Annotated in this window: 10 protein-coding genes; 5 read left to right on the top strand and 5 right to left on the bottom strand. The window is 66.8% G+C overall.

Annotated features, from left to right (window positions below; genetic code table 11):
• Nucleotides 1–29: 29 nt before the first annotated feature.
• On the top strand, nt 30–800 hold the full coding sequence (locus C7402_RS28145) for an enoyl-CoA hydratase (RefSeq protein ID WP_112173392.1): 771 nt from the start codon (nt 30–32) through the stop codon (nt 798–800).
• 12 nt (nt 801–812) lie between these two features.
• On the opposite strand, the gene fdhD is transcribed toward C7402_RS28145, so the two are convergent.
• On the bottom strand, nt 813–1670 hold the full coding sequence (gene fdhD, locus C7402_RS28140; protein ID WP_224038942.1) for a formate dehydrogenase accessory sulfurtransferase FdhD: 858 nt from the start codon (nt 1668–1670) through the stop codon (nt 813–815).
• A gap of 157 nt (nt 1671–1827) precedes the next feature.
• Here fdhD and C7402_RS28135 point away from each other — a divergent pair, with 157 nt between their 5' ends.
• The gene (locus C7402_RS28135) at nt 1828–2310 is read left to right on the top strand and encodes a nitrate reductase associated protein (protein WP_112173391.1); all 483 of its coding nucleotides are present in this window, start codon (nt 1828–1830) and stop codon (nt 2308–2310) included.
• A gap of 222 nt (nt 2311–2532) precedes the next feature.
• On the top strand, nt 2533–6111 hold the full coding sequence (locus C7402_RS28130; protein ID WP_244314956.1) for an EAL domain-containing protein: 3579 nt from the start codon (nt 2533–2535) through the stop codon (nt 6109–6111).
• A gap of 51 nt (nt 6112–6162) precedes the next feature.
• Here C7402_RS28130 and C7402_RS28125 read toward each other — a convergent pair whose 3' ends face one another.
• Nucleotides 6163–6558 (bottom strand): acyl-CoA thioesterase, encoded by a 396-nt coding sequence (locus C7402_RS28125; protein ID WP_112173390.1) that lies wholly within the window; start codon nt 6556–6558, stop codon nt 6163–6165.
• 295 nt (nt 6559–6853) lie between these two features.
• Between C7402_RS28125 and C7402_RS28120 the strand changes: the two genes are divergently transcribed.
• Nucleotides 6854–8773: an ABCB family ABC transporter ATP-binding protein/permease gene (locus C7402_RS28120; protein ID WP_116612934.1), complete on the top strand. Its 1920-nt coding sequence runs from the start codon at nt 6854–6856 to the stop codon at nt 8771–8773.
• 43 nt (nt 8774–8816) lie between these two features.
• On the opposite strand, the gene murU is transcribed toward C7402_RS28120, so the two are convergent.
• The 3 genes from murU to C7402_RS47100 are packed head-to-tail and all read right to left on the bottom strand — an operon-like array spanning nt 8817 to nt 10980.
• Nucleotides 8817–9578 (bottom strand): N-acetylmuramate alpha-1-phosphate uridylyltransferase MurU, encoded by a 762-nt coding sequence (murU, locus tag C7402_RS28115; protein ID WP_116612933.1) that lies wholly within the window; start codon nt 9576–9578, stop codon nt 8817–8819.
• Between the two features lie 11 nt (nt 9579–9589).
• Nucleotides 9590–10663 (bottom strand): aminoglycoside phosphotransferase family protein, encoded by a 1074-nt coding sequence (locus tag C7402_RS28110; protein ID WP_116612932.1) that lies wholly within the window; start codon nt 10661–10663, stop codon nt 9590–9592.
• 17 nt (nt 10664–10680) lie between these two features.
• Nucleotides 10681–10980: a hypothetical protein gene (locus C7402_RS47100; RefSeq protein WP_165842007.1), complete on the bottom strand. Its 300-nt coding sequence runs from the start codon at nt 10978–10980 to the stop codon at nt 10681–10683.
• Between C7402_RS47100 and C7402_RS28105 the strand changes: the two genes are divergently transcribed.
• Nucleotides 10910–13294, top strand: a complete 2385-nt coding sequence (locus C7402_RS28105; RefSeq protein ID WP_116612931.1) for an LPS-assembly protein LptD — start codon at nt 10910–10912, stop codon at nt 13292–13294. The genes C7402_RS47100 and C7402_RS28105 overlap by 71 nt on opposite strands.
• The last annotated feature ends 74 nt before the right edge of the window (nt 13295–13368 follow it).

Here is a 13368-nt window from a genome sequence, read left to right as displayed (position 1 = left end):
ATCAGATTGCGACCTGAGGAGACATTCGTATGAGCAACGAAATCCTGACCGCACGCGAGAATGGCGTGCTCACGATCACCATCGACCGGCCCGCGCGCAAGAACGCGCTCACGCCTCCGATGTACCAGGCGATGGCCGACGCGCTTGCCGCCGCGAACGAGGACGCCTCGGTGCGCGCCGTGCTGCTGCAAGGCCACGCTGAGAGCTTTACGGCCGGCAACGACATCGAGAACTTTCTGAAGACCCCGCCGACCGGTGCCGATTCGCCCGTGATCCGCTTTCTCGATGCCATCTCGACGTTCGAGAAGCCGCTCGTCGCGGCGGTGAAGGGGCCGGCCATCGGGGTAGGCACGACGCTGCTGTTGCATTGCGACATGGTCTACGCCGCCGACAATGCGCGCTTTGGTGTGCCGTTCTCGCAATTGGGGCTGTGCCCGGAAGCCGCTTCGTCGCTGTTGCTGCCGCGCATTGCGGGCTATCAGGGCGCTGCGGAAAAGCTGCTGCTCGGCGAGACCTTCGACGCAGCGGAAGCGCATCGCATGGGCTTCGTCAATCGCGTGCTGCCCGCCGCCGAGCTGGACGCGTTCGTCGCCGGGCAACTGGCGAAGCTGGCGGCGCTGCCTGCGTCGTCGCTGCGCGTGACGAAGTCGCTCATGAAGCGCGCGAGCGATCACGAGATCAAGACGCGCATCAGCGAGGAGTTCGTGCACTTCGGCAAGATGCTGCTCGCACCGGAAGCGCGCGAGGCGTTCACGGCTTTCCTCGAAAAGCGCAAGCCGGATTTCCGGCAGTTCGATTAAGCCAATGGCGCTTCAGGCCGTTTCGTAATCGACGTACCCGGACTCGCGGCAAAAGCTCACGAGCCGCAGTCCGGCGCGCTTCGCGATGGCGATGGCAAGCGACGAGGGCGCCGAGATCGTCGCGACCATCGGAATGCCCACGCGCGCGGCCTTGCGCACGAGCTCATAGCTCGCGCGGCTGGAGAGGAAGACGAAGCCCTGCTGCGTGTCGGCGCGCTCCATCACGAGCCGGCCGATGAGCTTGTCGAGCGCGTTGTGGCGGCCCACGTCCTCGAAGGCGCGCAGGATGGCGCCGTTTTCGTCGCACCAGGCGGCCGCGTGCAGGCCGCCCGTGAGCTTCGTGAGCGCCTGGTGCTGCGGCAATTCGCGTGCGGCGCGCGCGATGGCGTCGGGCGAGAGGCGCGCGACAAAGCCCGTGTCGGGCACCTGCTCGGGTTCGAGGTCGAGCAGGTCGATACTTTCGATGCCGCATACGCCGCAGCCGCTGCGCCCGGCGAGCGCGCGGCGCTTTTCCTTCAGTTCAACGAACGCCTGCTGCACCACGGTGAGGTGGACTTCGGCGTGCGGCAGGTCCGCGTCCTCATGCCAGTGGACCTCGATGTCCTGAATATCGGCGTTGCGCCCGACAATGCCTTCCGAGATCGCGAAGCCCACGGCGAACGCTTCGAGGTCGCGCGGCGTGCACATCATGACCGCGTGCGAGATGCCGTTGAAGACGAGCGCGACGGGCCATTCCTGGCCGACGTGGTCCTCGCGCGTTTGCACGTCGCCGCCACGGTGCCGGTGTACGCGCAATGCGACGGCGCCGGGCTGTTCTTCGGTTTCCAGAGGATTCGACGCCGGAATCGGCGCGCGGGTAGGGGTATTCAAGCGCTAAACTCCATGACCTTGTGCGGCGCGGCACCGCGGCGCCGCCGGTGGACGGCGGGGCCGCGCCGCGCACGGAAGGTTCTAAAATACCTCAAGCGGGCCGCGTGCGCTGATGTGCGTTTGTGTCCGCTTATGCCCGCGTCGCGAGGACACCGTCATGGCATTAAACGAAGCTCCGCTCCTTTTCCGCTTCGAGGTCGATTCGTCGGAAAACCTCACCTTTATCCCGATGTGCGTGCGCTTCAATCTGGATCGCTTCGGGCTGCGCATTTCGCTCGCGCAATGGCAATTGCTGCCCTACGAAGACCGCCGGTTGCTGGCGTGCTTTCCCGTGGACGAAGACACGCAGATCGAGCCCAACTTCGACCACGCGCTCTTCGAGATGATGCGCACGCATGCAAACGTCGAGCCCGAGTGGTTTGCGCCCGATGAAGCACCCGCATGGCGCGACGTGAGTGCGGTGCCGGGCGGCATCGCGCTTCAGTCGGAACTCGCCAACCTGCGCGCGCCCGGCGTCGAAGCGTGGTCGCAGCTCGATCCGTTCCAGCGCTACGTGCTCGCCAAGCTCGCGCGCAAGCCCGAGAGCAATCACGACTTCGCGCCCGCGATGCACGAGTTCGGGCTGGCGGCGCCCCGCTGATTTTTCCCGCTCTTTTTCCGCTTTTTCCCCGTTCGCTCGCACGCGCTTGCCGCGTGCGAGCGAGCGTGCGCGAATTTTCCCCACTTTCCCCGCCTGGCCCCTCAAGACGAGCCTGGCCGTGCCGTTATTTCGGGTTGGCGCTTCAGGCGCCGACCGGTCGCGCGCAGTTCGTGACCCATCATCCCGCGCACACGGCGCGGGCGCGAACGACGCTCGGCTTTCATGAACCTTCTTTTTTCGAAGCGCCAACTCATCAATCTGGCCGTCGTTGCGGCGGCCGTGGGCGCGAACGCCTTTGTCGCGTGGACGCAGATCGACGCCCAGCGCGAGATCGACCGGCGCGCCGGTGAAGCCGCCCGGATCCGCCATGACCTCGACCTCTATCGCGACGCCCTGGGCCGTGGCGTGAGCGCGCTCGGGCGTCTCGCGCAGCAAGGGGTGCCCGAGGCCGCAGGGGCGCGTGAGACGCGCGCCGCGCAACTCGACGCAACCGGCCGCGCGCTGCGTGCGGAACTGGCGGGCAACGCGGACCTCGCGGCGCGCTTCGACGCCGCGGCGCTGGAAGCCACGGCGATTGCGGGCGAGATCGACACGACGCTGGCGCGCGCCGAGCAGCGCCTGGCCGACGAGCGCGCCCAGGCCGTCGCGGTTGCGCAGGCCGTGGCGGACAACGGGATGGAGGGCGGTGCGGCGGCGCAGGAATCCGGCTCGGCGTCGCCCGCGAATGCGGCGCGCGCGCCCAAGGTGCAGCCGGCCGGCCGCGACGCGCTCGCGCGCAACGCCGCCGCGACGGCTGCGCAGTCAGTCACGCAGTCAGCCGCACGATCAGTCACGCAGTGGGCGAGCGCGAAGGATGCCCGCGCGGCCGGCCACGTGGTGACCGGCGCGATCATGCCGTCGCTCGGTGCGCCTGTCGTGGCGGCAAGCGCCGTCGCGCCCGATGCACTCGCTTCGCTTGCTTCTGACAGTGCGTTCACGAATGCGCCAGGCGTCGCGAACGGCGCATCGGTCCCCGCATTGATCCCCGCATCAGCCACCGCTACACCCGCGAGCGAAGCCACAACCCAGTCGCCCGCCACGGCGGCATGGCTCGCCAACGAATACATCCGCATCGACACGCGTGTGGACCGGCTCGCCGCGCGCCTCGCGGCGCTGCAAAGCGCCGAGGACTTCGCGCTGGCCGGCGCGCTCGCCGACTCGGCGCGCTCGGGCGGCCGCGCCTCGCTGCTGCTGATCGTGACGATGCTCGCGGGCGCGACGCTGCTCATCTACACGTTCGGCGCGCGCGAGAGCGCCGCCCGCGAAAAGCTGCGCGCGGTGAGCGGCATGCGCCTGCGCAACGAGCGCTTCCAGGGCCTCTTCGACGCCCACCCGGTGCCCATGTACGTGTTCGACCGCGAGACACTGCGCTTTCTCGCCGTGAACACCGCCGCGATCCAGCAGTACGGCTACAGCGAGGAAGAATTCCTCGCGATGACGATCCGCGACATCCGTCCGGCCGAGGATATATCGCGCCTGGAGCAGCACCTCTCGCGCTCGGACACGCTCACGCAGAACGTGCGCACGATGGCCGGCATCTGGCACCATCGCCGCCGCGACGGCTCGCTCATCAGCGCGGACATCTCGCATCACTCGCTCACCTTCCTCGGCCGCGACGCCGTGTTCGTGCTCGCCGACGACGTCACCGAGCAGATCCAGGCCGAAGCGGAGGCGCAGCGCTCGAACCAGATGCTCGAGTCGGTGATCGACAACATTCCGCAGCGCATCTTCTGGAAGGACGCGCAATCGCGCTATCTCGGCTGCAACATGACCTTCGCGCGCGACGCGGGCCTCTCGTACCCGGAGCAGATCATCGGCAAGACCGACGACGAGCTGCCCTGGCGTGCGTATGCCGACGTCATGCGCGAGCAGGACCGTGACGTGCTCGAATCGGGCCTGCCGCGCATCAACCTCGAGCAGGATCTGACGATCGACGGCCTGCATCGCACCACCATGACGAGCAAGCTGCCGCTGCTCGACGGCGATGGCCGCGTGATCGGCGTGCTCGGTTCGTATTCGGACACCACTGACAGCAAGCGCGCCGACCTCGCGCTGCGCCTGCAAAGCCGCGCGCTCGACGCCTGCGTGAACGCCATTCTCATCACCGCGCCGGGGCCGGGCGGCAGCAACCTGATCGAGTACGCGAATCCGGCGTTTCGCCGCATCACGGGCTTCGATCCGGCCGAGGTGGTCGGTCAGGACTGCCGGCTGTTGCAACGCGACGACCGCGATCAGGAAGGCCTCATCGCCATCCGCAAGGCGCTGCTTTCCAATCGCGAGGTGAGCGCCGTGCTGCGCAACTACCGCAAGGACGGCGCGCTTTTCTGGAACCAGTTGCTGATCGCGCCGGTGCCCGATCTGGGCGGCCGCATCACGCATCACATCGGCATCATCAACGACGTGACCGAGCTGATCCGCTACCAGGAACAGCTCGAATACCAGGCGAACTACGACAGCCTGACGATGCTGCCCAACCGCAATCTCCTGCGCGACCGGCTCCAGCACGCGCTGCTCGCGGCGCAGCGGCACGATACGGGCGTGGCGGTGGTGTTCATCGACCTCGACGGCTTCAAGAATGTGAACGACAGTCTCGGCCACAGCGTGGGCGACCGGCTGCTGGGCGTGGTGGCCGAGCGGCTCCAGCGCTGCACGCGCACGACCGACACGGTCGCGCGCCACGGCGGCGACGAGTTCGTGATCGTGCTGACCGACACCATCGACGAGAAGTCGCTGATCGGCTGGATGGAGCGGGCGCGCACGCTGATCTCGGAGCCGGTGTGGATCGACGGCACCGAGCTGTACGTGGGTTGCAGCATGGGCGCGAGCGTGTACCCGCAGGACGGCAACGACGCGGAGTCGCTGCTCAAGAAGGCCGATGTGGCGATGTATCGCGCGAAGGACATGGGCCGCAACACGTTCCAGTTCTTCCAGCCCGAGATGAACGCGAATGTGAGCGTGCGCCTGAGCCTGGAGCGGCGCCTGCGCCGCGCGCTGCGCGACGGCGAGTTCCTGCTGCACTACCAGCCGCAGGTGGAGATCGAGGGCGGGCGTATCGTCGGCATGGAGGCGCTCGTGCGCTGGCGCGACCCCGAGGTGGGGCTCGTCTCGCCCGCGCAGTTCATTCCCGTGGCCGAGGAAAGCGGCCTGATCGGCCCGCTCTCCGACTGGGTGCTGCGCGAGGCGTGCCGGCAAAATCGCGCGTGGCAGCTAGCAGGGCTGCCGCCCGTGCGCGTTTCGGTGAACTTCTCGGCGAAGACGTTCCATCAGCGCGACATCGCGCAGCTCGTGAAGGATGTGCTTCAGGAAACCGGGCTGGACGCCTGCTGGCTCGAAATCGAGCTGACCGAAAGCACGCTCATGCGCAATGCCGAGGAGGCCGTGTCGATGTTGAACGAGCTGCACGCGCTCGGCATCGGCATCGCCATCGACGACTTCGGCACCGGCTATTCGAGCCTGAGCTACCTCAAGCGCCTGCCCGTGGACCGGCTCAAGATCGACCGCTCGTTCGTGGCCGACATCGGCACGAGCAGCGACGACGAAACGATCACGGCGGCCATCATCGCGCTTGCGCACGAGCTACGGCTGCAAGTGATCGCGGAAGGGGTGGAGACGTCGGCGCAGTTCGCCTTCCTGCGCGAGCGCGCGTGCGACGAGTTGCAGGGCTACTTTTTCGCGCCGCCGCTGCCCGGCGACGAGGCGGCGGCGCTGCTGCGCGCGAGCGCGGCCTATGAGGAACCGCCCGGGCTTGCGTGGACGGCCTGAGCCGGTCGCAAGGCGAGCGCCGCTGCGCGGGTCGCGACGTTCGCCGTGGACTTATTCGACGTCGGGCAGGGCGCGCGGGCGGCGGTCCGCGCCGGTCGCGACGTAGGTGAGCGTGGCTTCGGTCACCTTGACGACTTCGTCCTGGAGGCGCATGCGCTGTGCGTAGACCTCGACTTCGACGGTCACCGAAGTCGTGCCCGTCTTGACGATCTCAGCGTAAAAGCTCAGCAGGTCGCCCACGAACACCGGTTGCTTGAACACGAACGAGTTCACCGCGACGGTGGCGACGCGTCCGTTGGCGCGGCGGCTGGCCGGAATCGAGCCGGCGATGTCGACCTGCGCCATGATCCAGCCGCCGAAGACGTCGCCGTGCACGTTGGCGTCCGAGGGTTGCGGCACGACGCGCAGGGCAGGCGATTTGGGAGGGAGCGGGAAGGAGTCGGTCATCGGGCATCCATGAAAAGGGATCGAACGGCGGGCGGCGAAACTGCGCGGGCGAGGAGCCAATCCAGGGCCAATCTGGCGCGGCCAGCGGCACCTGCCGCCTTCTGCGACAATACGTCGATCAGGAATTGTACGGGAAAGCATCCGGTGGGGCGGGCGGTCCATTCGCGCCTTCCACCGTCGCGAAACCCGTCGCCGATAACCCCACAAGACTCGTCGTGCCGCTTGCGACGCGCCCGGCACCGGCCTTCGCGCGTCGCCGGGCGCACGCATCCCGCACGCTTTTCGCCGCTTGCCCATGCGCCGCTTTCCCGCTTCCAATGAACCCGCGCTGCCCGCCACCGGGCCGCGCAACGACTGGCAGACGATCGTTTCGCTGCTGCCTTACCTCACCGCCTATCGATGGCGCGTGGCGTTCGCGCTCACCTGCCTGATCGGCGCGAAGGTGGCCAACCTCGGCGTGCCGATCGTGATGAAGCACATCGTCGACGGCCTCGCTTCCGTGCGTCATCTCGAAGCGCTTGGGCGGGCGGAGCACGCGCCCGGCATCGTGCTCGCGGGCGGCGTCGGGCTGCTCGTGGTGGCGTATGCCGTGGTGCGGCTCTCGACGTCGCTGTTCACCGAGCTGCGCGAAATCCTCTTTTCGAAGGTGACGGAAAGCGCCGTGCGCCAGCTCGCGCTCAAGGTGTTCCGCCATCTGCACGCGCTCTCGCTGCGCTTTCACCTGGAGCGGCAAACGGGTGGCATGTCGCGCGACATCGAGCGCGGCACGCGCGGCATCACGCAGCTCATTTCGTACTCGCTCTACAGCATCCTGCCGACGCTCGTGGAAGTGGGCCTCGTGCTCGGCTTCTTCGTGGTGAAGTACGAGGCGTATTACGCGATCGTGACGCTCATCGCGCTCGTGGCGTACATCGTGTTCACGGTGAAGGTGACCGAGTGGCGCACGCATTTCCGCCGCACCATGAACGAGCTCGATTCGCGCGCCAACGCGCGTGCGATCGATTCGCTCATCAACTACGAGACCGTGAAGTACTTCGGCAACGAAGAGTGGGAGACCACGCGCTACGACGAGAATCTGCGCCGCTACCGCAAGGCCGCGATCAAGTCGCAGCACTCGCTTTCCGCACTCAACTTCGGGCAGCAGGCGATCATCGGCACGGGGCTCGTGTTCATTCTCTGGCGTGCGACGCAAGGCGTGATGGCGGGGCGGCTCACGCTCGGCGATCTCGTGCTCATCAACACGTTCATGCTCCAGCTCTACATTCCGCTCAATTTTCTCGGCGTGGTGTATCGCGAACTCAAGCAAAGCCTCACCGACATGGACCGCATGTTCACGCTGCTCATCGTCGAGCGCGAAGTGGCCGACGTGCCCGGCGCGCCCGCGCTCGCGGTGCGTGGCGGCGAGGTGCGTTTTTCGCATGTGAATTTCGCGTACGAGCCTTCGAGGCAGATCCTGCACGACCTGAGCTTCACGATCGCCGCGGGCACGACCACGGCCGTGGTGGGGCACAGCGGCTCGGGCAAGTCCACGCTCGCGCGGCTCCTGTTCCGCTTCTACGATCTCGATCGCGCCGATCCTGGCAAGAGCGGCGGGGCGATTACGATCGACGGTCAGGATATCCGCGACGTCACGCAGGATTCGCTGCGCGCCTCGATCGGCATCGTGCCGCAGGACACAGTGCTGTTCAACGATTCGATCTACTACAACATCGCCTATGGCCGCCCTACGGCGAGCCGCGAGGAAGTGATCGCGGCGGCGCGTGCGGCGCATATTCACGCGTTCATCGAAAGTTTGCCGAAGGGTTACGACACGCCCGTGGGCGAGCGCGGCCTCAAGCTTTCGGGCGGCGAGAAGCAGCGCGTGGCGATCGCGCGCACGCTGCTCAAGAATCCGCCGATTCTGCTGTTCGACGAGGCGACGTCAGCGCTCGACTCGCGCTCGGAGCGCGCTATCCAGCACGAGCTCGACCAGATCGCGCGCGAGCGCACGACGCTCGTGATCGCGCACCGGCTCTCCACGGTCGTGCACGCGCAGCAGATCATCGTGATGGATCATGGGCGCATCGTGGAGCGCGGCACGCATGCGGAGTTGCTGGGCGCGGGCGGACACTACGCGCAGATGTGGGCGCTCCAGCAGCAAAAGGCGAGCGAGACGCCCCAGACGCAAGCGGGGCAGCAGGGGCAAGTCGAAGCGCCGGCGGCGGGCGGCCATTGATGCGCGCCGCGCCGAGCGCAGGCCGGCGTGCGTACGGCGCGTTTCAGCCGTGGCGGGCGGCGCTGCGCAAGGCGGCGTCGAGCGCTTCGAGTTGTGCGGGCGTGCCGACGTTTTCCCATACGCCTTCGTACAGCTCGCCGCTCGCGCGCCCCTGCGCGATGGACTCGCGATAGTACGGCGTGAGCGCGCGCTTCGTGCCGGGCGCGAGGTCGCGGAACATGCGCGTGTCATAAAGGCCGATATTGCCGAACGTGTAGCGCGGCGCGCCTTCGAGCGAGAGCAACCCTTCAGCGTTCAGCGCGAAGTCGCCGTTCGGATGAAACGGCGGATTCGGCACCATCACGAGATGCATGCCGGGCTCGGCCTGCGCCGCGAGCGCTTGGGCGCGCGCTTTCAGGCGTGCGAAATCGTAGGCGCTGTAGACGTCGCCGCTCACCGCGAGAAATACTTCGGGCACGCCGTTCGACTCGATGAGCGGCAGCGCCTGCGCAATGCCGCCCGCCGTTTCGAGCGCGTCGTGCTCGGGCGAATAGTGCAGCGTCACGCCAAAGCGCGAACCGTCGCCGAGCGCGGCTTCGATCTGCGCGCCAAGCCATGCGTGGTTGATGACGATGCGTGTGTAGCCCGACGCGGCGAGCCGCTCGATCTGCCAGACGATGAGCGGTTTGCCGCCCGCTTCGAGGAGCGGCTTCGGGCAGGTGTCGGTGAGCGGGCGCATGCGCTCGCCGCGGCCGGCGGCGAAGATCATCGCGGTGCGGCCGCTGCCGGTCCTCGCCGTTGCCGGCGCGTGATTCGATGGGGTCATGGCGGCCCGGCTCAGAACGTGTAACCGACTTCGACGGCGCTGCCTTGCAGGTCGTCGATGAGCCGCGCGAACGGCACGAGCGGTCGATAGCGGTGCGCGACCTTGCTCGCGTAGCCGAGAAAGCGCGGCAGGTCGTCCATGTAGTGCGGCTTGCCGTCGCGATAGTTGATGCGGCAAAAGAGGCCGAGCACCTTGATGTGGCGCTGCAAGCCCATCCATTCGAGCTGGCGATAGAACTCGCCGAAATCGGCGTCGACGGGCAGGCCCGCCTTCTTCGCGCGCTCCCAGTAGTGCGCGAAGCAGTCGAGCTCGAACTCCTCGTCCCAGGTGAGGAACGCGTCGCGCAGCAGCGAGACGACATCGTAGGTGATCGGGCCGTACACGGCGTCCTGGAAGTCGAGCACGCCGGGGTTGGGCGTCGCGATCATCAGGTTGCGGGGCATGAAGTCGCGCAGCATGAAGCTTTGCGGCTGCGCGCGCGCGCTCGCCACGAGCAGGGCGAAGGTGCGGTCGAGCACGCCGCGCGTGGCCTCGTCCACCTTGCGGCCGAGATGGCGCTCCAGATACCACTCGGGCATCAGCTCCATCTCGCGGTGCATGAAGGTTTCGTCGAACGCGGGCAGCACGCCTTCGCGCGAACTCAGTTGCCAGCGGATCAGCGCGTCGAGCGCGTCGCGCATCAGCTCGCGCGAGCGCGGGCCGGGACCGCTTTGCTGGAGCGTTTTCAGATAGGGCGCGGTGCCCAGATCGGTCACGAGCATGAAGCCCGCGTCGAAATCGACTTCCAGCACGCGCGGCACATGCACGCCGGCCGCGTCCAGCAACTGCGCGACCTGGGCGAATTCGCGGCACTTCTCGGGCGGCGGGGCGTCGACGGCGATTAGCGTCGCACCGTGCTCGCCCGCGCTCGACAAGCGGAAGTAGCGGCGAAAGCTCGCGTCGGCGGAGGCCGCAGCGAGCGTGTCGAGGCTCAGGGCGTAGCGTTCGGCGTGGCTGCCGAGCCAGGCGGCGAGCAGGTCGCGACGCTTGTCGGCTGGGGGCCCGGCGGGGGAATCGGCGGAAGAATGCGCGGCGGAAAAGGTCATGAAAGCCAGAGGCAAAATCAGTGGATCAACGTCTTGCCATATAATACCCCACGACTTTTTTGACGCGACTCGCGCCAAAGCCCGCATGACGGTTCACTCGCCGCATTCATCGCCGGTCCATCGTCCGATGAATTGTAATTAATTGTGTGCAGCCCGGCCTCGATCCGGTTCATCGGGAGGCGGGCGCGCTGGCGGGCCACCATCGTGCAGAGGGCAGGCGGCCGGGCCGATTCGCCAAAACCATACATGCCGCCCAGACAGTTTTTCCAGACGATCTCCAACAGTGACGACGGCGTGCCGGGCAAGCGGCGGCTCATCGCGGCACTCATGGCCGTACCGGGTCTGGTGCCCGTGCTTGCGCACGCCCAACTCTCCGGCGCGGCCGCGCAGCCCCAGCCGCTGGACGGCCCGTGGAGCCTGTGGCTCGCGCCGCAACTCGAGGATCACCCGAACGCGCCGGGCCAGCACCCGGCGACCTTCGTGCTCGGCGATTCGACCACCGGCACGGCGGACACCGACCTCGCGGTGCGCGGCGCGGCGCAGTTGCGCCAGGGTACGAACGTGGTCACGGGCGACGCCCTGCACTACGACCAGGACACCGACATGGCCAATGCGTATGGCCATGTCGTGGTTTCGCAGAACGGTACGACGTTTGCGGGGCCCGAGGCGCACCTGAAGGTGGAGGCGAACGAGGGCTTCATGCCCGCGCCGAAATACCATTTCACGGTCACGGGCGGCTCGGGCAGCGCCGCGCGCGCCGACCTGCTGGACAGCGAGCGCTCGGTGCTCACGAACGGCACCTATACCGCGTGCCAGTGCTCGACCAATCCGGCGTGGTACATCAAGGGCAGCGAGTTCGATTTCGACACGGGCAGCGACGAAGGCGTCGCGCACAACGCCGTGCTGTTCTTCCAGAACGTGCCGGTCTTCGCGAGCCCGTGGCTGTCGTTCCCGCTCTCGGGCGACCGGCGCAGCGGTATCCTGCCGCCCACGTTCTCGATCAGCTCGACGAACGGCTACGAAATCTCGCTGCCGTATTACTTCAACATCGCGCCGAATCGCGACTTCACGTTCACGCCCGAGATCATCTCGAAGCGGGGCGTGTTCTTGCAGGGCAACTACCGGTATCTCTCGACGAACTACTCGGGATCGATCACCGGCACCTTCCTGCCCGACGACGCGATCACGAAGACGAACCGCTATGCGCTGTTCATCCAGCACAACCAGAACTTCGGCAACGGGTTCGGCGGGTACATCTACTACAACAAGGTCTCGGATAACACCTATCCGTCGGACCTGTCGTCGCCGGCCAACCAGTTCCTGAACGGCACGCAGACGCTGTATCAGCAGGAAGCCGGCCTCACGTACAACAACGGACCGTGGTCCGTGCTGGGCCGCTACCAGCACTGGCAGACGGTCGAGTCGTCCACGCCGCCGTACGGCCGCGAGCCGCAGTTGAACGTGAAGTACGCGAAGTACAACGTAGGCGGCTTCGACTACGGCATGGAAGCGGACTACTCGCGCTTCCGCATCACGGAAGACAACGCGACCGAAGGCGACCGCGTCGTCTTCAACCCGTACGTGTCGTATTCGTTGATGGGGCCGGGTTATTTCGTCACGCCGAAGGTGCAGTGGCACTTCGCGTCGTACAACCTGAGCAACATCGGCACGCCGGGGTCGACCTTCGGTTCGCCGGCCGGCACGCCGAAGAGTTTCACCGAATCGATCCCGACCTTCAGCTTCGACACGGGCCTCGTGTTCGACCGCTCGGTGCATCTGTTCGGTCAGGATTACATCCAGACGCTGGAACCGCGCCTGTACTACGTGTACACGCCGTACCGCAACCAGCAGTTCGCGCCCCTTTTCGACACGGCCGAGTCGGACTTCGGTCTCGCGGAAATCTTCACGCCGAACACCTTCGTCGGCAACGACCGCATCGCCGACGCGAACCGCATCACGGCCGCACTGACCACGCGCTTCATCGACCCGGCGACGGGCGACGAGCGCGCGCGCTTCGTGATCGCGCAGCAGTACTACTTCCAGGACCAGCGCGTCACGCTCTTGCCGGGCGAGACGACCGAGCAGGCGACGCATTCTGACCTGATCGCGGGCGCGTCGCTGAAGATCGGGGGCGGTTTCGCTTCGGAAACGGCGTTCCAATATAATGCCGACAACAACGAGCTCACGAAGGCGAGCATCGGCTTCGGGTACAGCCCGGGACCGAGCCGGGTGTTGAACGTGGCCTACCGCTACACGCGCGCGAACACCACGCTCGACTACACGCCGATCAACCAGGTTCTGATCTCGGCTCAATGGCCGTTGTCGCACCGGGTGTACGCCGTGGGCCGCTTCAACTACGATCTGAACGGCCACCGGGTTGTCGACGGCCTGGTGGGCATGCAGTACGACGCGGACTGCTGGGTGCTCGGCGTCGGCTTGCAGCGCTATGCGAACGGCGTGAATACGTCGGGTTTGCCGAATTCGGCCACGCGCTTTCTCGCGCAGCTCACGCTCAAGGGGCTGTCGAACGTCGACAACGGGCTGGTGGCGGCGTTCAAGGCCAGCGTGCCGGGGTATACGCAGTTGCCGGGGCAGGCTCCGTCGCCGTCGCGCTTCACCGATTATCAATAACGCGTGATCCGGCGCGCTTTTCCTGAAAGGCGCCTTGGAGCAACGCGGTGTGAGTTGCATAGAGACGGGCGAAG

Source organism: Paraburkholderia unamae (assembly GCF_003096875.1).
In the GTDB taxonomy this organism is placed as follows: domain Bacteria; phylum Pseudomonadota; class Gammaproteobacteria; order Burkholderiales; family Burkholderiaceae; genus Paraburkholderia; species Paraburkholderia unamae.
Note: the sequence above shows the minus strand (reverse complement) of the source record. Positions and strands in the feature narration are given on the sequence as shown.